The 20,254-nt window shown below is 67.6% G+C and carries 18 protein-coding genes and 1 pseudogene; 13 read left to right on the top strand and 6 right to left on the bottom strand.

From position 1 onward, the window contains the following. Window positions 1-163 precede the first annotated feature (163 nt). Window positions 164-673: a gluconokinase gene (locus OCI36_RS00315; protein WP_261663088.1), complete on the top strand. Its 510-nt coding sequence runs from the start codon at window positions 164-166 to the stop codon at window positions 671-673. After that, window positions 674-2,056 (top strand): GntP family permease, encoded by a 1,383-nt coding sequence (locus tag OCI36_RS00310; protein WP_261663087.1) that lies wholly within the window; start codon window positions 674-676, stop codon window positions 2,054-2,056. Between the two features lie 83 nt (window positions 2,057-2,139). On the opposite strand, the gene OCI36_RS00305 is transcribed toward OCI36_RS00310, so the two are convergent. Continuing rightward, on the bottom strand, window positions 2,140-2,613 hold the full coding sequence (locus tag OCI36_RS00305; protein WP_261663086.1) for a PaaI family thioesterase: 474 nt from the start codon (window positions 2,611-2,613) through the stop codon (window positions 2,140-2,142). A gap of 159 nt (window positions 2,614-2,772) precedes the next feature. Between OCI36_RS00305 and OCI36_RS00300 the strand changes: the two genes are divergently transcribed. Continuing rightward, window positions 2,773-4,176 (top strand): RtcB family protein, encoded by a 1,404-nt coding sequence (locus OCI36_RS00300; protein WP_261663400.1) that lies wholly within the window; start codon window positions 2,773-2,775, stop codon window positions 4,174-4,176. Between the two features lie 108 nt (window positions 4,177-4,284). On the opposite strand, the gene OCI36_RS00295 is transcribed toward OCI36_RS00300, so the two are convergent. The 3 genes and pseudogenes from OCI36_RS00295 to OCI36_RS00285 form a co-directional block, all read right to left on the bottom strand. Further along, window positions 4,285-7,125, bottom strand: a complete 2,841-nt coding sequence (locus tag OCI36_RS00295; protein ID WP_261663085.1) for a S8 family peptidase — start codon at window positions 7,123-7,125, stop codon at window positions 4,285-4,287. A 77-nt stretch (window positions 7,126-7,202) separates the two neighbouring features. Further along, window positions 7,203-8,118, bottom strand: a pseudogene (locus tag OCI36_RS00290) (P1 family peptidase). A gap of 22 nt (window positions 8,119-8,140) precedes the next feature. Continuing rightward, on the bottom strand, window positions 8,141-8,809 hold the full coding sequence (locus OCI36_RS00285; protein WP_261663084.1) for a response regulator transcription factor: 669 nt from the start codon (window positions 8,807-8,809) through the stop codon (window positions 8,141-8,143). Between the two features lie 226 nt (window positions 8,810-9,035). Between OCI36_RS00285 and OCI36_RS00280 the strand changes: the two genes are divergently transcribed. Both OCI36_RS00280 and OCI36_RS00275 read left to right on the top strand, forming a co-directional pair. Beyond that, window positions 9,036-9,962: an alpha/beta fold hydrolase gene (locus tag OCI36_RS00280; protein ID WP_261663083.1), complete on the top strand. Its 927-nt coding sequence runs from the start codon at window positions 9,036-9,038 to the stop codon at window positions 9,960-9,962. Between the two features lie 23 nt (window positions 9,963-9,985). Further along, complete coding sequence (locus tag OCI36_RS00275) at window positions 9,986-10,270, top strand: hypothetical protein (RefSeq protein ID WP_261663082.1); 285 nt, start codon at window positions 9,986-9,988, stop codon at window positions 10,268-10,270. Window positions 10,271-10,383: 113 nt separating this feature from the next. Here OCI36_RS00275 and OCI36_RS00270 read toward each other — a convergent pair whose 3' ends face one another. Then, entirely contained in the window at window positions 10,384-11,229 is an 846-nt protein-coding gene (locus OCI36_RS00270) for an alpha/beta fold hydrolase (protein ID WP_261663081.1), read from the bottom strand. Window positions 11,230-11,434: 205 nt separating this feature from the next. On the opposite strand from OCI36_RS00270, the gene OCI36_RS00265 reads away from it, so the two are divergent. Genes OCI36_RS00265 through trmH form a run of 3 tightly spaced genes read left to right on the top strand, consistent with a single transcriptional unit; the run spans window position 11,435 to window position 13,599 of the window. Then, on the top strand, window positions 11,435-12,172 hold the full coding sequence (locus OCI36_RS00265) for a YebC/PmpR family DNA-binding transcriptional regulator (protein WP_261663080.1): 738 nt from the start codon (window positions 11,435-11,437) through the stop codon (window positions 12,170-12,172). A 54-nt stretch (window positions 12,173-12,226) separates the two neighbouring features. After that, window positions 12,227-12,889 carry a trimeric intracellular cation channel family protein gene (locus tag OCI36_RS00260; protein WP_261663079.1) on the top strand — a complete coding sequence of 221 codons (663 nt, stop codon included), beginning with the start codon at window positions 12,227-12,229 and terminating at the stop codon, window positions 12,887-12,889. 38 nt (window positions 12,890-12,927) lie between these two features. Then, window positions 12,928-13,599, top strand: a complete 672-nt coding sequence (gene trmH / locus OCI36_RS00255) for a tRNA (guanosine(18)-2'-O)-methyltransferase TrmH (protein ID WP_261663078.1) — start codon at window positions 12,928-12,930, stop codon at window positions 13,597-13,599. A gap of 99 nt (window positions 13,600-13,698) precedes the next feature. Here the strand turns inward: trmH and OCI36_RS00250 are convergent, their stop codons facing one another. Then, a complete protein-coding gene (locus OCI36_RS00250) occupies window positions 13,699-14,928 on the bottom strand; it encodes a 2,3-bisphosphoglycerate-independent phosphoglycerate mutase (protein ID WP_261663399.1) in 1,230 nt (409 codons plus the stop codon). Window positions 14,929-15,139: 211 nt separating this feature from the next. Here OCI36_RS00250 and cdaA point away from each other — a divergent pair, with 211 nt between their 5' ends. The 5 genes from cdaA to rsfS all read left to right on the top strand — a co-directional run bounded on the left by cdaA (window position 15,140) and on the right by rsfS (window position 20,130). Then, window positions 15,140-16,162, top strand: coding sequence for a diadenylate cyclase CdaA (cdaA, locus tag OCI36_RS00245; protein WP_409996701.1), 1,023 nt, complete (start codon window positions 15,140-15,142; stop codon window positions 16,160-16,162). After that, window positions 16,159-17,211, top strand: coding sequence for a YbbR-like domain-containing protein (locus tag OCI36_RS00240; protein ID WP_261663077.1), 1,053 nt, complete (start codon window positions 16,159-16,161; stop codon window positions 17,209-17,211). The genes cdaA and OCI36_RS00240 overlap by 4 nt, the downstream gene beginning before the upstream one ends. 167 nt (window positions 17,212-17,378) lie before the next feature. Beyond that, window positions 17,379-18,110, top strand: coding sequence for a bis(5'-nucleosyl)-tetraphosphatase (symmetrical) YqeK (gene yqeK / locus OCI36_RS00235; RefSeq protein WP_315941221.1), 732 nt, complete (start codon window positions 17,379-17,381; stop codon window positions 18,108-18,110). Continuing rightward, a complete protein-coding gene (locus OCI36_RS00230; protein WP_261663076.1) occupies window positions 18,107-19,561 on the top strand; it encodes an LCP family protein in 1,455 nt (484 codons plus the stop codon). Before yqeK ends, OCI36_RS00230 begins: the two co-directional genes overlap by 4 nt. Before the next feature lie 191 nt (window positions 19,562-19,752). After that, entirely contained in the window at window positions 19,753-20,130 is a 378-nt protein-coding gene (gene rsfS / locus OCI36_RS00225) for a ribosome silencing factor (RefSeq protein ID WP_261663075.1), read from the top strand. The last annotated feature ends 124 nt before the right edge of the window (window positions 20,131-20,254 follow it).

Genomic DNA, 20,254 nt, shown 5'->3' with positions numbered 1-20,254 from the left:
CAGCCGGCTTTCCACTTTCCAGCAGAACCGAATGCCCGCCCCTACTGGCTAGACGCTGGGAGGGGCGCTGCCCTACTGTGTGGTCACATTTCCCGACATCACCGAGAAAAATCCAAGCAGAACAATCAAGTAGAACAACCCAAAAGAACAGAGGAGCAGCAACATGAAACATCTGGTGATCATGGGCGTTTCCGGCTCAGGAAAAAGCACCCTGGCGGCCGAGCTTCAGCGGCAACTGGGCTGGCCTTTTGCCGAGGCCGACGAATTTCACCCTCAGGCCAACATCGACAAGATGAGCCGGGGCGAGGCGCTGACCGACCGCGACCGCTGGCCCTGGCTGGAAGCGCTGCGAGACTGGATGTCCCGGCAGGACCGCGCCGGGCAGCCCAGCCTGGTGACCTGCTCGGCCCTGAAACGCAGCTACCGCGACCTGCTGCGCGGCGCTGAAGGCGAGGTGGTCTTCGCATTGCTGCACGGCGACCGCGACCTGCTGAGCCAGCGCCTGCAGCGGCGCAAGGGGCACTTTATGCCGCCTTCGCTGCTGGATTCGCAGCTCAGTACCCTGGAACTGCCTGCGCCGGACGAAGCCGGGGTCCTGACCCTGGACATCACCCGGACCCCCGCCGAACTCACCCGGCAGCTGCTGACGCTGCTGCAGCAAGGAGACAACTGAATGGAAGGCTGGACTCAAACTTTAGGCACCCCGGCGCTGCTGGGCATTGCGGCCGGTGCGGTGGGCTTGATTCTGCTGCTGATCATGCAGTTCCGGGTTCACGCTTTCGTGGCTCTGATTCTGGTCAGCCTGATCACGGCGCTGCTGACCGGCCTGCCTACCGGCGAAGTGCTGAACGTGCTGAACGACGGCTTCGGCAAGACGCTGGGCAGCGTGGCCCTGCTGGTGGGCTTGGGCGCCATGCTGGGGCGGCTGGTCGAAACCTCGGGCGGGGCCAAAGTGCTGGCCGACAGTCTGGTCAGCCGCTTCGGCGAGAGCCGCGCGCCGCTGGCGCTGGGGATCGCCTCGCTGATTTTCGGCTTTCCCATCTTTTTCGATGCCGGGTTGATCGTGATGCTGCCGGTAGTCTTTGCAGTGGCCCGGCGGCTGAACGAGCCGGTGCTGCGCTACGGCCTGCCGGCGGCGGGCGCCTTTTCGGTGATGCACGTGTTCGTGCCGCCCCACCCCGGCCCGGTGGCGGCCGGCGAGCTGCTGGGCGCCAACACCGGCACCCTGATCGGCCTGGGTCTGCTGGTGGCGCTGCCCACCTGGTACCTGAGTTCGTACCTGTTCGGGCTGTGGGCCGGGCGCCGCTTCCCGCTGCCGGTGCCGGACCTGCTGAGCGGCGGCCCGCAGGAAATAGAGCTGCCGGCCAAGCTGCCGAGCGCCGGCACCGTGATCCTGATGCTGCTGCTGCCACTGATTCTGATTTTCGGCAACACCGGGCTGGACCTGCTGACCAAAGCCGGCAGCGTGAATGGTGACGCCGAATGGGTCAAGTTCGTGCGGCTGCTGGGCAGCACGCCGGTCGCCCTGCTGATCTCGGTGCTGGCAGCATCTGTGGTGCTGGGGCTGCAGCGTGGCCGCGACAAGGTGACGGTCGAGAAGCTGCTGGATTCCGCCCTGCCGGGCATCGCCTCGGTGATTCTGATTACCGGCGCAGGCGGGATGTTCGGCGGAGTGCTGCGGGCCAGCGGCATCGGTGACGCCATCGAGAGCAGCCTGAGTGGGCTGGGTATTCCGGTGATTCTGGCGGCTTTCCTGGTGGCGGGCATCTTGCGGGTAGCGCAGGGCTCGGCCACGGTGGCGCTGCTCACAGCCGCCGCGCTGATTCAGCCGTCGGTCGCGGCGGGAGGCTTCAATGCCGGGCAAACGGCCGCCATCGTGCTGGCGACGGCCGCCGGCTCGGTGATCGCCTCGCACGTGAACGACTCGGGCTTCTGGCTGGTGGGCCGCCTGATGAACATGGACGTGCCCACCACCCTGCGCACCTGGACCGTGATGGAAACCCTGATCGGCGTGATCGGCTTCCTGTTCGCGGCCTTGCTGTTCCTGCTGTTCTGAGCGAGGCGGCTGGCGCGGCCGGGGCTAGCAATGCCCCCGGCCGCGCCGCTTCACTGCATGAGCGGTGGTCCCGCCCGGCAGTGTTACAGGCGCACCACGCTACAGGTGCAGCGGGCCAGGCTGGTGGTCTTGCCGCGCTCATCTTGAATCTCGATTTCCCAGACCATCATGCTGCGGCCGCGGTAAGCCAGCCGCGCCGTGCCGGTCACCAGGCCGCCGGTCACGCCGCGCACGTGGGTGGCACTGAGATCCACGCCCACCGCCACCTCGCGGCGCACGTCCAGATTCAGCCAGCTGCCCACCGAGGCCAGTTCTTCGGCCAGGGCCAGGCTGGCGCCACCATGCAGGCGCCCGGCCGGCTGCCGGTTGCCCTCCACCGGCATGGTGGCGGTCAGCTCGGTGCGGGTGGCCCGCAGCATCCGCAGGCCCAGCTTGCCTCCCAGCGTGCCGCTGAGGCCCTGACCATCCGGGCCGTTCAGGCGGACCGCCAGCTGCTCGGGGCTCAGGGCGTCGAATTCCTCGGGAGACGGCAGGTTGATATCAGGATGCAGGGTCATGCCTCTGAGCATAACCGAGCCTTAAGGCCGCTAAGCCAGAGCGCTTATGACGCCGGCGCCCGCAGCTGACAGACTGAGGGCCCTGGCCAGAGGGCCCCGTGCGGGCCTTTCTCGGACCTCCAGCACCACAGCCGGACAGGCAGACAAAGGATGAATACCTTGAACGGAAAGCACATCACCAAACTGGGTTTTGACGGCCGGGCCATAGGACTGGCCCAGCAGGCGGGCCGCCTGCGCGAACAGGCGGGCCTGAGCCGCCAGGACATTCTGGACGAACTGCGTGCCGTGCAGCAGGCGCCCGAGCAATATGCCGCCGGAGGCGTCTATGCCGAGCTGGCCGCCGAGATTTTGGCGCAGCGGGCCGCCGCGCAGCAGAACAGCACAGTTGCTTTGCGAGAAGCACCTCTCCCCTACGGCGTCTGGGGCGCCGAGCTGATCGACGCTGGCGCTGCCGAGCAGATGGACCTGGCGATGCGGCTGCCAGTATCGCGGGCCGGAGCGCTGATGCCCGACGCCCACATCGGCTACGGCCTGCCCATCGGCGGGGTGCTGGCCACCGAGAACGCCGTGATTCCGTATGGCGTAGGCGTGGACATCGGCTGCTCGATGATGCTGAGCGTGCTGCCGCTGCCGGCCGGCGACCTGGGCAGCGACGAGGCCCGCCGGCTGCTGCTCAAGCACACCCGTTTCGGTGCCGGCGTGAGCTTTGAAAAGCGCCAGCGTCTGGACCACGCCGTGCTGGACGAGAACACCTGGCAGGACCAGGGCATTCTGAAATACCTGCACAGCAAGGCCGCCGAACAGATCGGCACCTCGGGCAGCGGCAACCATTTCGCAGAATTCGGGCGGCTGTACGTGGCAGACACGCAGCTGGGGCTGGAGCCGGGCGAGTATCTGGCCCTGCTGAGCCATTCCGGCTCGCGCGGGTTCGGGGCACAGGTGGCCGGGCACTTTACCCGGCTGGCCGAGGACCGGCACAAACGGCTGGATCCGGCAGCCCGCCGGCTGGCCTGGCTGAGCCTGGACAGCGAGGAAGGCCATGCTTACTGGCAGGCCATGAACCTGGCTGGCCGCTACGCCCTGGCCAACCACGACCAGATTCATGCCCGGCTCAGTCAGGCGCTGGGCGTGCAGCCGCTGGCGCAGGTCAGCAACAGCCACAACCTGGCCTGGAAACAGCAGGTGAACGGCCAGGAGCTGATTGTGCACCGCAAGGGCGCCACCCCGGCAGAAAGCGGGCGCCTGGGCCTGATCCCGGGCAGCATGGCCGATCCCAGCTTCGTGGTGCGCGGCCGGGGCAACCCGGAGTCACTGAGCAGTTCCAGCCACGGCGCCGGCCGGCAGTTGGGCCGTAAGGCCGCCGAACGCAGCGTAAGCAAGGACCAGATGCAGAGCTACTTACAGGAGCGCGGCGTCACCCTGATCGGCGGCGGCCGCGACGAGGCACCGCAGGCCTACAAACGCATTGAGGAGGTGCTGGCCCGCCAGCGCGACCTGGTGGACGTGGTGGCCGAATTCACCCCGCAGGTGGTGCGGATGGACAGCGGCAAGCAGGACATCTAAGGCCGGAAATCAGAACGAAGCCGGGAGCCATCCATCTACATAGGCTCCCGGCTTCGCTTCGTTCTTCCGGTCAGGACCGCGCCGCGTGGGCGCGAACCTGCCTGACTCTTACTGCATCAGCCAGTTGAACAGCTGCCCGGTCAGGACATTGCGGTCCTGAGGCGAGAGGGCTTCCAGGCCAAAGCCCAGGTTGACCGTCTTGAAGGTGCCCGGACTGAACAGCACGATAGAGCCGTTCTCGGCCGACTGCGCGCGCACGGCCGGCCGGCCCTTGGCGCGGGCGCGGCGGGGGTCAGGGTCGCGCAGCACGCTCTGGGCGCTGCCGTGGCCGTCCCAGGTGCCGGCCACGGCAGCGCCACGGGTGGCAGCCAGCACGTCCGGATAAACCTGGTTGCCGGCGCTGCCGGGGGCATTCAGGCGGTAAGAAGCCGTGCCCAGCGGCGCGCTGGTCTTCAGCGACAGGGTGCCGCTGGAATCGCCCACAAAGCGGCTACCCAGGTACTGGTCATAAAAGGCGGTGTGGCCGATGTCGTAGCCGATGTCCTGGCCAGTCAGCAGCAGCCGGCCGCCGCCCTGCAGGTACTGGGCCAGCGTCTGCTGGTCCTGGGCGCTGAGGGTGTTCATGTAACTGTCGCCGGTGGCCCACACCACGATATCGGCGCGGCGCATTTCCGAAAGCGGCACCGAGCCACGGCGGGTATCCCACAGCAGGGCGCTGCCTTCCAGGGCGTTGGCCTTGACGGCGTCACGCAGGAAAGTGGTCACATCGTTGCGGCTGCCCATATCGTCGTCCACCAGCAGCACCCGGGGCTTGGCGGCCGAGCGGCCGGGAGCCGGCTGAGTCGGTGCCGGTTGAGCGGGGGCAGGCTGGGTTGGGGTGGGCTGAGTGGGGGCGGGCGCCGGAGCGCCGGGCAGATTCTTGATAAAGCAGCCCTTGGTCACGCCGGGCGCCGGGTCAACCCCCCATTCCTGCACGGTACACATGAAGCCGTCGGTGCCGGTGCCGTTTACATAGCGGCCAGCTGTACCGAAGTAGGCGTCGCGAACGCCAGTAAAGTCACACTTGCTGCCTTCCACCGCGCAGAGGCTGTAGCCAGAGGGGCCTGTCGGAGCCGGCTGGGCCGGTGCAGGCTGAGTGGGAGCGGGTTGAGAAGGTGCTGGCTGGGTCGGTGCGGGGGCAGGCGCAGGAGTCGGGGTGGGCGCAGGCGCGCCGGTGGTCGTAATGTTCAGCGTCACTTCCCGGGTGCGGGCCGGGGCCTCAGCGGTGGTGGCGGTCAGCGTGACCGTCTGCGCGCCGTCCGGGGCCGAGACGTTGGTTACGGTGATCACACCGCCATTGGCGGTGATCTGGAGACCATCCGCTGCCTTGACTGTAATGCCGACCGACATATTGGCCGACAGCTGCACCGCGCGCGACTGCCCACGGGCCAGTGAGAACTGGTTGGGGGTGGCCGCAAACGTCAGCTCAGACGCCGGAGCAGGAGTGGGCGCGGGGGTCGGAGCCGGCGCCGGGGCGGGGTGGGGTAGGGGCGGCGCAGGCGCCGGGGCTGGTTCAGGGCTTGACGTCGGGGCCGGAGTTGGCGTAGGCGTGGGGGCTGGGGCCGGCTGATTCAGGCTCACACCGAGCTTGCTCAGGGCACCGGGCAGGCTGATCTGGCCGAAGCCCACGTTGTTGTTCTTGGCACCGGCGTTGCTGGCGCTGGTAAACAGGGCATTCTTCACGGCGTCCACCGAGCTGCCGGGCTTGGCCTGCAGCATCAGGGCCACTGCGCCTGCGGCAATAGGGCTGGCCTGGGAGGAACCGCTCAGGGCGCCGTAGCCACCGCCGGGGAAAGCGCTGGTGATTTCCACGCCCGGCGCGGCAATATCCGGCTTGGTGACCTGCACGTTCTGACCGTTGATGTTCCAAATGGCCGGGCCACGGCTGCTGAAGGAAGCCACGTTGCCCGCGCTGTCCACAGCACCCACGCCGATCGCTTCGGGGAGGTTGCCGGGGCTGCCGGTGCTGCCGGCGGCCGGGCCATAGTTGCCGATGGCGAAGACCGGCACGATGCCGGCGTTCAGCATGTTGGTGACCGGTACCCGGAATTCGTTCCAGCTGCCGGGAATGCCCAGGCTCATGTTGACCACCTGCGCGCCGTCGTCGGTGGCTGGGTTGCCGTCGGGGTCAATTACGTACTGCATCCCGGCAATCACCTGCGCGAAGGTGCCGCTGTTGTTCGGCAGCACCAGGGCGCTGATCACCTTGGCATCGGGGGCCACGCCCACCGTCTTGCCCACCAGCAGCCCGGCGGTGTGGGTGCCGTGGTTGGTGGTGTCGTGCGGCGCAGCACCGTTCACGCGGTTGCCTTCGGCATCGAACTCGGCAAAGCTGTTGAGTTTGCCGGCCAGCTCAGGGTGCGAGGCGTCGATCCCGCTGTCCAGGTGCCCGATCCGGACGCCTGCGCCCTTGTAACCGGCCGCCCAGGCCTGTGGCGCCCCGATCTGCTGCAGGTGCGCCGGGGTGCCGGCCGGGGCCGACGCCGCACTCAGCGCCACGGCGCGGGGCACTTCCACCTGGAAGTTCTCGAACACTTCGCGGACGTTGGGCAGCGAGGCCAGCGCCAGTGCCTGCCGGGGGGTCAGCGGCAGGTAGACGCTCTGGTCCAGCCACAGTTCACTGCCCTGACCGCTGCGAATCGCCTCGTTCAGGATGCGGGCCGACGGGCCCAGGCCGCTGATGCTGCGGGCCAGCTGAGAGCGCAGCTGCCCCAGGTTCTGGCGACCACGCTCGTTGTTGGCAAACTCGAAGCGCACGATGACGCCGACAGGTTCCTGGTCACCAGCCTGGAGCTTTTTCTGCAGCCCAGGCGACAGTTTGAAGGTCTGGGCCTCAGCCTGTGTGCCCAGGCCCAGCATCAGGCCGGCGCTCAGCACCAGGGCCAGTGAAGTCAGACGGGTCCGTTTCATAGCCCCAGCCTAAAGGCCCCGGCTGTCCCTCCCCTGACGGTCGCGTGAGGAAGTCTTCAGACAAAGTCAGTTCCAGATCAGTCTGAAGCGGCCAGCCCCAGCTGCGCGGCCGACCTGACCGCCGCGGCCACTGCCCGGCCGGTCAGGTCGGCCAGCTGCAAAGGGTCAGCGGGCGGCTGGGTACCGCTGCTGAGCATAAACGCCGTATCGCCGTCCCAGCCGGTGTGGCTGGGAGCGATGACCCGAGCCAGTGCCGCGCAGGCGGTATCGGCCAGCCGTCGGCATTCCGCCTTGGTCAGCGCATGCTCGGTGACGACGGCCAGCAGGGTGGTGTTCTGCACCGGGGTGGCCGGGGCCTGCAGAAACGCCGGCCAGTCCGGGGCCTGTCCCAGCGGTTGCCCCTGTTCGTCCAGCACATCGCCCACCGGGTTGACCACCGCCAGCACGCCCACTCCGGTGCCACCCTCTTCCAGAAAAACACTGCCCAGGCCGCCGGGCCGGGTGCCGTCCGGACCACGCCATTTGCCGATGGTGGCGCCGGCGCCGGCTCCCACCCGGCCGCAGGGCACCGGGTCAGCGCTGGCCGCCAGCAGCGCGGCGCGGCCCGCTTCAGCGGTGGGGCGGGCCTGCGGGTCGCCGCAGCCCAGGTCGTAAATCACGGCCGCAGGCACGATCGGCACCCGCGCAAATCCTGTGTCCACTCCCCGGCCCCAGCTTTCCAGCTCGCGCATCACGCCGTCGGCGGCCGCCAGCCCAAAGGCACTGCCGCCGGCCGGTCAGCACTACGGCGTGCACCCGCTCTACCGCTTTTTCGGGCGCCAGCAGGACGCCCTCACGGGTGCCGGGGCTGGGACCCAGAAAACTGGCAGAGGCCACCGCGCCCTGCGGCGGGCAGAGAATCACCGTGCAGCCGGTGCGGCCCACCGGGTCGGTCCAGTGGCCCACCTGAAAACTGGGCAGCGCGGTCAGGGTGGTGTTGGCCCCGGAGGTCATCTCGGCAGTCTAGAGAAAACGCCTAGGGCGTCTTGAGGGCGTACCCGATGCCGCGCACCGTGCGAATCAGGCCGTAGCCGTCGAGGTCGCGCAGTTTGGAACGCATGTTGGCCATGTGAACGTCTACCACGTTGGAATTGCTGGGCAGGTCGCCGCTCCAGACCTCGCGCTCAATCTCGGCGCGGGAATAAACTCGGCCCGGCTGACGCGCCAGGAAAGTGAGCAGGTCGAACTCGCGGGGCGAGAGCCGCACCTCGTGGCCCTTGAAATAACACAGCCGCTTCTGGGGATGGATTTCCATATCGCCCACTCGGATCACGTCACCGTGTTGCTGATGGCGCAGCTGCACCTTGACCCGCGCCACCAGTTCCTCAGGGTAAAAGGGCTTGGTCAGGTAGTCGTCGGCACCGGCTTCCAGCAAGGCCACCTTGCGGTCCAGCGCGTCCATGGCGGTCAGGATAATGATGGGCATTGAGCTGTTCTTGCGCAGGCGGCGGGTCACCTCGGCACCGTCCAGATCGGGCAGACCCAGGTCCAGAATCACCAGATCGGGGTGCTCCTCGCGGGCCAGCGTCAGCCCACTGATGCCATCGGCCGCCGTCAGGGCCTCGAAACCGGCCTGCTCCAGTTCATACTGCACCACCCGGCTGATGTCGGGATTGTCCTCAATCACCAAAATGCACTGCTCCATGCCTACTCTCCCTCCGCGCTCCTACGGCCCTGCCGGCTGCCGGCCAGCGTCCGGACAGCCCGGGGACCGGCGTCACTCATGAAAATGTGAAATAAGTCTAACGAGGTCGGAACAAGAGTAACCACGCTCAGTTTTAAAGTCTCTTTATGCTGCTGCACGGTGCCCGGCGCCAGTGGCCGCCGGCTGCGTGAGCTCTCCCGGAAGCGCCGCACTCTAGACTGCCCGCATGACCGATTTCTTCGCAGATTCCGCGGCAGACGGCAGCACCGCAGTGCTCAACGGCGCCGAGCTCTATTTTGCCCAGCAGCCGGGCAACCCTGAGCGGCCCCCGGTGGTGTTCCTGCACGGCGGACCCGGCTACAACAGCTTTTCCTTTCAGGAGATTTTCGGTGAGCGGCTTGAGCAGCTGGACTGGCCGGCCATTTACCTGGACCAGCGCGGCTGTGGCCGCAGCGCCCCGCTGGAAGACACCGAACAGGGTGACCAGCTGGACCTCGATACCCTGGTCGAGGACCTTGAAGCCCTGCGCCAGCATCTGGAACTGGAGCAGATCATTCCGCTGGGCCACGGCTTTGGCGCCCTGATTGCCCTGGAATACGCCCGGCGCTACCCGCAGCACACGGCGCGGGTGGTGACGGTCAATCCCTGGGTACACTTTCCGCAGCTGGCCCTGACCCTGCTGGCCGAAGCCAGCGCCCTGAAAGATCAGCCGCTGAACGACCCGGCCGAAGAAATCCGCGCCCAGACTCCGGAGGACGAATACCCGGCGGTAGGCGGGGCGCGGGTACAGGCGGCTTTTGACCTGCTGAACGCCCGCGACCTGCTGAACGCCCTGCAGTTCCCCGACCCACAGGCCCGGATGCGGCTGGAGTTCGTGGACGCCGAGGGCCAGCTGACCGGCCGCGCCGAAGTGGGCGAGGCACTGGTGTATCAGGGCCTGTGGGAATTCGAGTACCCGCCCTTCTTGCAGGACATCACCCGGCCCATCTTTGTGATTGCCGGGGTACATGACCGCAGCTCATACCCTGAGCAGACCGACTGGCTGCAGGACCTCGGGGACGCCGACCTGACGGTGCTGGACAGCGGCCACTACCCCTGGCTGGATGATGAGGACGCTTTTGCTGAAGCGTTGCAGGAAGCGCTGACCCGCTGAGACCCTGAGCTATGCTGCCAGACATGAGCGACAAGCGCGACCCGGCCCAGCCCCCGACCGAACAGGGCGGCCTGCCCAACGAGTACGCTCCCCGGACCGGCACGCCGGTGGAGCAGGGCCGGCCCGAAGAAGGCCTGGACAACGGCAGCCTGCTGATCAGCGGCGTGAACACCGGCCCGCGCCGCGAGGAACGCGACAGCCGCTCTCCTACCGAGGAGCGCGCATACCTGAGCATCCGCACCGAAGAGCACGAGCCGGAGCTGAGTACCGAAGCCGACCCTGCAGCGCTGATTGACCGCGGCGACTGAACCTAGACCCAGACCCGCCAGAACACAGACCGGCGACGGCTCTCTGAAAGCCGCGCCGGTCTGCTTTTTGCTGTTCTCTGGTTTGTTGATCTCTGTTGAGCTGACTCCAGGCCTCAGCTCAGGAACTCGGTCAGCAGGTTGCTGACACGCACCGCTTCATCGCGCAGCACCCAGTGGGTGGCCTGCGGGAAACGCACCACCCGCAGGTCCGGCACCCAGGGTTCCAGACCCTCGGTCAGCTCGGGGACCAGAGCGGTGTCCTGCATACCCCACATCAGCAGCGTGGGCGCCTGCACCTGGGTGCCCCTGACATTGCCAAAGCGGATCAGCGCGCGGTAGTAGTTGATCATGGATGTGGCGGCGCCGGGCAGCGCCCAGGCCGCCTGATAACCGGCCAGGTCCGCCGGGCTGAAGCTGCCGGGCCGCGCACCTTCCAGAGCCTTACGGCCCAGCGAAGGCAGCACTTTTTCCGGCAGCCAGGGCAGCTGGAAAAAGCCCACGTACCAAGAGCGCTTCTTCTGCTTGAGGCCATGCAGCTCGCGGCGGGCGGCGGCCGGGTGCGGCGAGTTGAGAATCACCAGGCGGTCCACCACCTCGGGGTTGCGGATCGCCACGGCCCAGGCGACGATGCCGCCCCAGTCGTGCCCCACCACATGGGCGCGGTCATGGCCCAGCGAGTGAATCAGCGCCACCACATCATCAATCAGGTGATCGATCTGGTAGGCTTCCACCCCGGCCGGCTTGTCGCTAAGCTGATAGCCACGCATGTCGGGGGCCACCACCCGGAAGCCGGCGCGGGCCAGCGGGCCAATCTGATGTTTCCAGGCGCGGCTGTCCTCGGGAAAACCGTGCAGCAGTACCGTCAGCGGGCCATCTTCGGGACCGGCTTCCAGGCAGTGCAGCCGGACTCCGTTGGCGGTCCGCAGGCGTTCAGTCCAGGGCGGGGTTTGGCTGGTCATGCGGACATTCTGCACCCCGGGGCCGCCGGTAACAGCAACCTGCGACCCGCCCGCCCGCCGCGTTACAATGGGCCCCGCGTCCCACGGCCGCGCGCAGCTGTGCCGGGTTATGCAGCGCAGCTGTATCAGGCCCCAGGCCAGGCTGGGCAAAAAGCACACGGGGCCACGCGCGCGGCCGCCTTCACCTCAAGGAGCAAACTGAACAATGGCTGGTCACAACAAATGGTCTCAGATCAAGCGGAAAAAAGGCGCCAACGACAAGAAGCGCAGCGCCATCATCTCCAAGCACCTGCGTGCCATTACGGCGGCGGTGCGCTCGGGCGGCAGTGAAGATCCCAGCGGCAACCTGGCCCTGAAAAACGCTATTGCGGCGGCCAAGGCCGACACCGTGCCGGTGGACAACATCAACGGCGCCATCAAGCGCGCGGCCGGCAGCGCCGACTCGGCGCAGGACTTCAAGGAAGTGACCTACGAGGGCTACGGCCCCGGCGGCACCGCCATCTATATCGAAGCCCTGACCGACAACGTGAACCGCACGGTGGCCGACGTGCGCGCCGTGTTCAACAAGCGCGGCGGGTCGCTGGGCAACTCCGGCAGCGTGGCCTGGCAGTTCGAGAAAAAAGGTGTGATCGTGCTGCCTGACGCCTCGGAAGCCGCGCAGGAAGCCGCCATTGAACACGGCGCTGAGGACCTGCAGGTCTCTGACGACGGCCTGGAAATCACCACCGACCCCACCGAGCTGTATGCGGTGCAAGACGGCCTGGCCTCGGCGGGCTTCAGCACCGAGAACGCCTCGCTGAGCCGCATTCCCAGCAACACGGTGGCGGTCAGCAGCGAAGACGCCGCCAAGCTGCTGCGGATCGTGGACGCCCTGGAAGAGCTGGACGACGTACAGAACGTCTTTACCAACGCCGAGTGGCCCGACGACTTCGACCTGGAGTGATGGCTGGCATGTGGGGCTCAGGCAGAGGCCGGCGGCTACGGAAGCTGGGCACCCATGCCTGACCTCTCGCTGCTGCCCGGCGTCCCACTGACCCAGTTGCAGTCGGGGCTACGTATCTTCGACCTGCTGGGCACCCTGGCTTTTGCGATGTCGGGGGCGCTGCTGGCCGTGCGCAAGCGTTTCGATATTTTTGGGGTGCTGGTGCTGGGCGCGGTGACGGCGGTGGGCGGGGGCGCGGTGCGCGACACCCTGACCGGACAGACTCCGCCGCTTTTCCTACGCGATGAGCTGTATGCCTGGCTCTCGCTGGGCGGCGGCCTGCTGGCCTTCGCCTTCGGGGAGCGGCTGGCCCGCTTCGAGCGCACCATTCAGATTTTCGACTCGATCGGGCTGGCGGTGTTCGCCTCGTCCGGGGCGCTGGGTGCACTGGCGCTGGGCCTGGGGCCGCTGGGCGTGACCTTTGCGGGCATGCTGAGCGGGGTGGGCGGCGGCATCATCCGCGACCTGATCGCCAACGAGGTGCCGGAAGTGATGTACCGCCGTGACCAGCTGTATGCCACGGCGGCGGCGCTGGGCGCGGCGGCCGTGTACCTGACCGTGCCGCTGCTGGGTATGGTGGGTGCACAGCTGGCCGGCATCGCCACCGTGCTGCTGCTGCGAATCGTGTCGCGCCGGGGCTGGGTGCAGCTGCCGGTGCGCCGCCTGCCGGGCGAGTAAGCCGGGGGGAAGGGCGGCACCCCGTATGCTGGAAGGTGATGACGCCCGAACGTTACGCCAAGATCCTGCGTGTCCTGCGCCTGCGCCAGCCCACCCTCAGCGTGCTGATGGACGAGGTCAACAAGCCTCATAACCTCAGCGCCATCCTGCGCACCTGTGACGCGGTGGGGGCCATGACCGCCCACGCCGTGCCGCCCAAGAGCCTGAGCCTGGGGTCCTTTCGCTCGCGGATGTTTGAAGCCAGTTCCGGCAGCGCCCACAAGTGGGTGACTGTGCAGCAGCACGCCTCGGCGCTGGACGCCATCCGCGAGCTGCAGGGCCAGGGGGTGCAGGTGCTGGCCACCCACCTCTCGCAGCGCTCGGTGGACTACCGCGAGCCCGACTACACCCGCCCCACCTGCGTGCTGCTGGGGGCCGAGAAATTTGGCGTGAGCGACGCCGCTGCCGAGGCCGCCGACGCCAACATCGTGATTCCGATGATGGGAATGGTGCAGAGCCTCAACGTCTCGGTGGCCGCCGCCACCATCCTATTTGAGGCGCAGCGGCAGCGGCTGGAAGCCGGCATGTATGCCCAGCCACAGCTGAGCGAAGAGGACTTACGCCGGACCGCCTTTCAGTGGGCTTACCCGGACCTGGCCGAAACCTACGACGAACAGGGCCGCGCCTACCCCGAACTGGACGACCAGGGGCAGATGCTGGGGGCGAGCTAACCGCCGCCGCTCTCTGCTCCGGCATCACAAAAAACCACGGGGCAAACCCGTGGTCTTTTCCTTTGCGGCTGTGCCGGTGCTCAGGCCGGCAGGCGCAGCTCAGGCGCCGTATTTTTCCAGCTTCAGCGCGTTGGCCATCAGGAGTGGCATCAGTGCGGTGCCGTGGCGCAGGCCCAGGCTGCCCTTGGCGGCTTCCTTTTCGGTAAAGCGCAGGGCATCGTCGTTGCGGCCGTGCGAGCCGTGAATCAGCACAGGCACCGGGTGCCAGGAGTGGCTCTTGAGCTTGCTGGGGGTAGAGTGATCGCCCACCACGGCCAGCACGTCGGGATTCAGGGCCAGGATTTCAGGCAGGATGGAATCAAACAGCTCGATCTTCTTCACCTTAGCGTCAAAGTTGCCGTCCTCGCCGGTCGAGTCGGTCTTCTTGACGTGGAAGAAGAAAAAGTCGTAGTTGTCCCACTCGCGCTTGAGGGCTTCCAGCTTGCCTTCGGGGGCGTCTTCCACGCTTTCCACGTCCAGCACGTTCATGCCCACCAGGCTGGCCAGGCCCTTGTACATCGGGTAGGCGGCGATGCAGGCGGCAGTCAGCTTGTAGACGTCATTGAACTGCGGGAAGTGGGGCACGTCGCTGTAGCCGCGGAACAGCACACCGTTCACCTGTGGTTCGCCCTGCAGCGCAGCCTCGGCACGCTCCACAAACTGGTTGACCAGGTTAGCGGTCTTCTGGCTGGCTTCATCGTCGGCCTGGGCGATGCGGGGAGCCACGCCGGTCACCTGCGGGTCCACGTCGCTGATATTGGCGCCCAACGGCTCGGTGCCGGCACGGAACACCACCACGAAGCGGTGCTCGGATTCGGTGTAGATCTCCACCGGGGTGGCGTCGATCTCGGTGATGGCCGCCCGCAGCTTCGCCACGATTTCCTCGTTCTTCTCGGTCGAAGGCCGCCCGGCGCGGCGGTCCAGAATGATGCGGTCCGGGGCCAGGGTGGCGAAGTTGCCGCGCACGGCCACGTCGCCGGCATTCAGCTTCACGCCGATGCCCACCGCGCTCAGGGCGCCGCGCCCCACAGTGTACTGCAGCGGTTCATACCCGAACAGGCTGAGGTGCCCGGGGCCGCTGCCGGGGGTGATCCCGGGGCCCACCAGCTCCAGCTGACCCAGCTGGCTCTGCGCCGCCAGCGCGTCCAGGAAAGGGGTCTTGGCCGCTTCCAGTTCGGTGGGGCCACCGGGCGTCATGGGCAGGCCGCCCACGCCGTCCAGCACGACCAGCACGATCTTGGTATCGGTCTTTTTCGAGAGGTCACTGATGACTGGAATCAGGTCTGTCATGCGCTCACTGTAGCGCCGGACGCCAGCGGTGTGGCGGGCCGCCAGCCAGCAGCGGCGGTGCCCTCCTGCAAGAATTCTGCTCATGCGGCCTCTGTATAGTGGGCAGCAGAACTTCCCGCTCGTCCCTGGCCCGCTGCTCAGACCTGCTTTTACCCAAACGCCGCCCGCAGCCGGCCCTCAGACCGCCCAGAAAGGACCCCGCGCCACTCCCTTGAACTTCCTGCAAGAATTTCTGCCCTCGGTCGGCCTGCTGGATCTGGTCGACATCGCTCTGGTCACTTTCGTGCTGTATCAGGGGTACCGGCTGGTGGCCGGCACCCGCGCGGTGAACCTGGTGCGGGGCATTGCTGTGTTCCTGGTGGTGTGGTTCGTGGCGCAGCTGCTGGGGCTGGTGGCGCTCAGCAGCCTGCTGGGGCAAGTGGGGACCATCGGGATTTTCGCGCTGGTGGTGCTGTTTCAGCCGGAGCTGCGGGCCGCGCTGGAGCGCATCGGCCGCCCACGGGTGCGCGAGGACGACGGCAGCGGCGCAGTGCTGCAGGACATTTCGCGGGCCATGGAACGCCTGGCCGAGCGCAAAATCGGCGCCCTGATCGCCATTGAGCGCAGCACGCCGCTGGGCGAGACGGCCGCCAGCGGCGTGGAGCTGGACGCCCGGGTCAGCGTGCCGTTTCTGGAAGCCCTTTTTGCCCGCAACGCCCCGCTGCACGACGGCGGCGTGATTATTCGCGGCAGCCGGGTGGTGGCCGCCGGCTGCCTCTTTCCGCTGCAGGCCAGCGACGGCACCTACCGCCGCTACGGCACCCGGCACCGCGCCGCCATCGGCCTCTCGGAAGTCTCCGATGCCGTGGTGCTGGTGGTCAGTGAGGAACGCGGCTCTATGCGTATCGCGCTGTCGGGCCGGCTGGGCCCCGACCTGAACACCACCGAACTGCGCGAGCAACTACGGGTGCTGGTCTATGACCGCGAAGTGCAGTCGCTGAGCCACTTTGGCACCCCGCCTGAGGCGAGCACCGAGGCGGCCGGCAGCGAGCCTGCAGACGGCAACACAGCCACCATGCCCAGCACCGAGTCAGAAGTGGCGCCGGTTTCAGCCGCGCCGGAAAGTGCCGTGCCGGCAGTGCAGCCGGCCCCCCCTATCAACCGCCCCCCGACCCCAGCGGCCTCTGGCTCAGGTACAACGCCGCAGGCTGCTGACCCCGCGCCCACCTCCACACCCGCCAAGGAGCAGCCATGACCGCGCCCGGATCCGTGCCGCCGCCTGCGCCCGGCAGCCCACCAAACCGGCAGCAGGCCCGCGAGTCGCTGCGCCGCAGCCTGACCCGTGACTGGGGCGCCAAGCTGTTGGCCTTCGTGGCCGCCTGTGTGCTGTGGTACGCCGCTTCGGAGGACCGCCGCGCCATCATTGAGCAGACCTACGACGTGCCGGTCAACGTGCGCGACAATACGGGTGAGGGCGCCGGCGAGAAGCGGGCAGTCAGTGGCCTGTCGCCGAGCACCATCAAGGTGACCCTGAGCGGCCGCCCCGAACGGTTGCGGGAACTGCGCGGCGACCGGATCGAGGCGGTGACCGATGTGACCGGCCTGCCCGAAGGCACCTTCAACACCGCCGTGACGGTGGCCGCACCCGACAACACCACGGTGGTGCGCACCACGCCCGACCGGGTACAGGGCCTGGTGGACACCGTGCAGACCCGCACTCTGCCGGTCACGGTGACGGTATATGCGCCGGGCAGCACCCTGATGCCCAGCTATCAGGTGCAGCCGGCCGAGGTCACGGTCAGTGGCCCCAGCCGCACCGTAAACGAGATCGAACAGCTGAGTTACGCGCCGGTGAACCTGGAACCGGGCCAGAGCCGTACGGTCAATCTGCTGGCCCTCAACAGCGCTGGCCAACCGGTGCAGGACGTGACCCTCTCCCCGGCCACTGCCGAGCTGACCCGCCTGGACGCCGGGCAGCCACCGGCCCGCACCCTGCCGGTGCGGCTGACTGCGCCGCCCGCCGGGCTGCAGCTGGTATCGTCTGCCCTCAGCCCTGCGCAGGTGCGGGTGATCGGGCCGGGCAAGACGCTGGACACCCTGACCGAAATCTCCGGCACCCCTGACTATCACGCCGGCACCTACCAGACCGAGGTGCGGCTGCTGCCACCCGAAGGCGTCCAGGTGCTGGACCGGGTGACGGTCAAGCTGCAGGTGCGTGCCGCTGAAGCAGCTGAAGCAGCTTCACAGACGGCCACCTCCGGGACCAGCACGGCACCGGGAGGCACAGCCACCAGTGGGCCCTGAGTCGCCGAGTGGCAATCCTGCTGCCCGCCTTTGTGGGGTGCAGAAATCTTCGGAGCAGGCGGCGGCGTTATAGTGGCTGCCATGTTGCGGTTAGCGCCTCCCCCCCGCCCCTGCTCCACCGTGCCGACCTCTGCCCCGCGCCCTGATGGCTCCGCCCCCCACGCCGGATGATGCCTTTTTCCCTGCTGATCACGCAGCCTCAGGCACCTGAAGCAAGTCAGAGCGGAGAACTCCCGCTGTGCAGCGACCTGGGCGAACTGCCTCTACCGGATAACCTCGCCGGGCAGGTCACCACTCAGGGCGAAGCTCTTCCCGACTGGATGAGGGCCGACTGGCCCCGCTGGGCCCAGGAAGTGCAGTCGCGCGTTACCCCGGCCCGCTGGGCGCACGTCAAGCGGGTGGCGCTGCTTTCGGCGCAGATCGCTTACGCGGCGGGGCTGGACACCCGCCGGGCCTACGCCGCCGGCATCCTGCACGACCTGGCCCGTGACCTCAGCAACGACGACTTGCTGCGGCTGGCCCCGCCTGAGTGCGACCTGGACCGCCGCTGGCCGCTGGCCCTGCACGGCCGCGCCGCCCGCAACGTCCTCGAAGCGCTGAATTTCCCCGACCAGACAGTGCTGGAAGCTGTGGAAGACCACGTGACCGGCCCCCGCCCGGGCCATGCCATCGCCGCCTGCGTTTATATAGCCGATGTCTCTGAGCCCGGCCGGGGCGTCAACGGCGATATCCGCGAGCTGGCTTTCCGGGACCTGCCGGCAGCCCTGGCGCTGGCCATCAGTTCCAAGGTGCACTACCTACAGGGCAAGGGCACCGAGGTTCACCCCCGCACCCTGAAGCTGTACGACTGGCTGGAACACGAGGGCAGCGCCGCCTGGGCCAGGACAACCGCTCCGTGAAGCGGCCGCAGCGCCGCCCCCCTGTCCCGCCGGGCAGCGGCCGTACTCCCGCTGAGCGGCGCCGGTCATGGCTACGTGGCCTGCAAATCGGTGGGCTGGTGCTGGGCGCGCTGTCGTGGGGCGGGGCGGCCTGGCTGACTTTTGGCAGTAGCAGCGCGGTCAGCTATGAAACCGCCAAGCGCCCCGAATTTACTTTTCTGCTGGCCGGACGCGACGTGGCCTACTGCGGCTACTATCAGCGCTGCGAGGACCAGACCCAGCGCGAGAACCTGTTTCAGGAGATCAACACCGACACCATCATGTTGATCAAGGTCTCGGGTCCCCGGGTGGAAGTGCTGAACATCCCCCGCGACACCAACGTGGGCGACTATGACCCTGACCGCTCCGCCACCGACCAGAAAATCAACCACCAGTACTGGGCCGGCGGCCCGTACGCCCTGACCCGCGGGGTAGAGCGAATCACCGGCAGCCCGGTGGACGCTTATGTGATCGTGAACGAGGATTACGTGGCCGAGCTGATTGGGGCGCTGGGCGGCCTGGACGTAACGGTGCCGCCCGGCGGGATTCAGTGGGAAGACAAGGCCGCCGGCATTCACCTGGACCTGCCGCCCGGCGAGCAGCATTTGGACGGCCGCACCGCCGCGCTGTACCTGCGGGTCCGCAAGGGCGTGGGAGACGACTGGGGCCGCATTGACCACCAGAAGCAAGCACTCACCCAGCTGATCAATAAGCTGCGCTCACCGCAGGGACTGCGGCTGATTCCCACCCTGATTGCCGGGTTCGGCAAGAACATCGAGACCGACCTGAACCCCGACCGGCTGACCGGTCTGTTGCCGTACCTGTCGCAGCTGAACCTGACCTTTGCCACCCTGCCCACAGCGGCCATTCCCGGCAGCTACAACCTGGCGGTGGACCGCGCCGCGCTGAGCCGGGTCTGGGACAACCCCTCGCTGCAGGCCGAGCGCCAGGCCGCGCAGCAAGCAGAAGCCGCCTCCGGAACGACCGCGGCCGCCGAGGGGAATGAAACGTCCACAGAAACAGGAGAGGAGAACGCTGGCGCTGACCCGGACGGCGCCGCACTGGCCGAGGTGCCGGTGACCATCCACGACGGGTCCGGGGCCCTGATGGGCCCGGCGCTGGCCCGCAGCCTGTGGCAGGTGGGCTACAGCAACATTCAGTTGGTACTGGAACCGTCCGACCCCATGAGCAGCCAGGTGCTGACCCTTGACGCACCAGAAGAAGCCAGCGCCCTGGCCCAGCAGCTGGGGCTGCCCCGGTTACAGGGCGAGCGCTTCGAGCTGCGCAGCGGCGAGGTCGCCGTGTGGCTGGGCAACGACGCCCGCAGCCAGCTGGCCGCCCTGCTGCCCCTGCGCCGCCCCGGCGACGGCCGCCAGCTGGGCCTGAGCGACCACGACACCGCCGCGCTGCTGCAGGACAGCCCAGCGCCCTGAACCTCTGCCACCGCTAGGCCAGCTTTAAGCGAACGCTCAACCGTGCCGCAAAGCAGCCACGCCGGGCCTCTGCTATGGTCAGGACACTCCCTGGCCGCGCCGGCGCCCCAGTTTCTTAAGCCCCCGGCGCCGCCCCGCTTTACCCTGACCTCTTTGACCCTCTTTGTTTTCTTCTCCCCTAAGGAGTCACCATGACCAGACAAAAAACCCAGGACCGCCGCCAGCTGCAAGCGCTGGTCGAAGCCGCCCGTGAACGCCGCGCCGAAGACGTGCGCGTACTGGACCTGACCGACGTCAGCTCCTCGCTGGATTACTTCATCATCTGCACTGCCACGGCCGGGTTGCAGCTGAACGCCGTGCAGCAGAGCATCCGTGACCGCGCCGAGGAAGTGGGGCTGCCTGCGCCCAGCGTGGAAGGCCCCAGCGAACGCTGGCTGCTGCTGTCGTTCGGTGCGATCACCGTGCACATCATGACCAAAGAAGCCCGCGAATATTACGACCTTGAAGGGCTGTGGAGTGACGCCCAGGACATCGATTTCCCCGAGAAAGTGCCGGAACATCTGAGCTGATCCCGGCTCTGTTCTGCTCCAGCGGGCCCGTCTGCGTAGTGCAGTGGGCCCGCTTTCTCTGGACATACGGAGGCCGGACAGGCGCACCCGGCAGAGCTGACAAGACGCTGACGAAAAGAGCCGG

This window comes from Deinococcus sp. Marseille-Q6407 (genome assembly GCF_946848805.1).
In the GTDB taxonomy this organism is placed as follows: Bacteria; Deinococcota; Deinococci; order Deinococcales; family Deinococcaceae; genus Deinococcus.
This window is presented reverse-complemented; position numbering and strand designations above follow the sequence as displayed.

Bases quoted from the DNA above. Each gene is read 5' to 3' on its own strand.
- OCI36_RS00315 (WP_261663088.1), top strand. From the start codon at position 164: ATGAAACATCTGGTGATCATGGGCGTTTCCGGCTCAGGAAAAAGCACC.
- OCI36_RS00310 (WP_261663087.1), top strand. From the start codon at position 674: ATGGAAGGCTGGACTCAAACTTTAGGCACCCCGGCGCTGCTGGGCATT.
- OCI36_RS00305 (WP_261663086.1), bottom strand. From the start codon at position 2,613: ATGACCCTGCATCCTGATATCAACCTGCCGTCTCCCGAGGAATTCGAC.
- OCI36_RS00295 (WP_261663085.1), bottom strand. From the start codon at position 7,125: ATGAAACGGACCCGTCTGACTTCACTGGCCCTGGTGCTGAGCGCCGGC.
- OCI36_RS00285 (WP_261663084.1), bottom strand. From the start codon at position 8,809: ATGGAGCAGTGCATTTTGGTGATTGAGGACAATCCCGACATCAGCCGG.
- OCI36_RS00280 (WP_261663083.1), top strand. From the start codon at position 9,036: ATGACCGATTTCTTCGCAGATTCCGCGGCAGACGGCAGCACCGCAGTG.
- OCI36_RS00275 (WP_261663082.1), top strand. From the start codon at position 9,986: ATGAGCGACAAGCGCGACCCGGCCCAGCCCCCGACCGAACAGGGCGGC.
- OCI36_RS00270 (WP_261663081.1), bottom strand. From the start codon at position 11,229: ATGACCAGCCAAACCCCGCCCTGGACTGAACGCCTGCGGACCGCCAAC.
- OCI36_RS00265 (WP_261663080.1), top strand. From the start codon at position 11,435: ATGGCTGGTCACAACAAATGGTCTCAGATCAAGCGGAAAAAAGGCGCC.
- OCI36_RS00260 (WP_261663079.1), top strand. From the start codon at position 12,227: ATGCCTGACCTCTCGCTGCTGCCCGGCGTCCCACTGACCCAGTTGCAG.
- trmH (WP_261663078.1), top strand. From the start codon at position 12,928: ATGACGCCCGAACGTTACGCCAAGATCCTGCGTGTCCTGCGCCTGCGC.
- OCI36_RS00250 (WP_261663399.1), bottom strand. From the start codon at position 14,928: ATGACAGACCTGATTCCAGTCATCAGTGACCTCTCGAAAAAGACCGAT.
- OCI36_RS00240 (WP_261663077.1), top strand. From the start codon at position 16,159: ATGACCGCGCCCGGATCCGTGCCGCCGCCTGCGCCCGGCAGCCCACCA.
- yqeK (WP_315941221.1), top strand. From the start codon at position 17,379: ATGATGCCTTTTTCCCTGCTGATCACGCAGCCTCAGGCACCTGAAGCA.
- rsfS (WP_261663075.1), top strand. From the start codon at position 19,753: ATGACCAGACAAAAAACCCAGGACCGCCGCCAGCTGCAAGCGCTGGTC.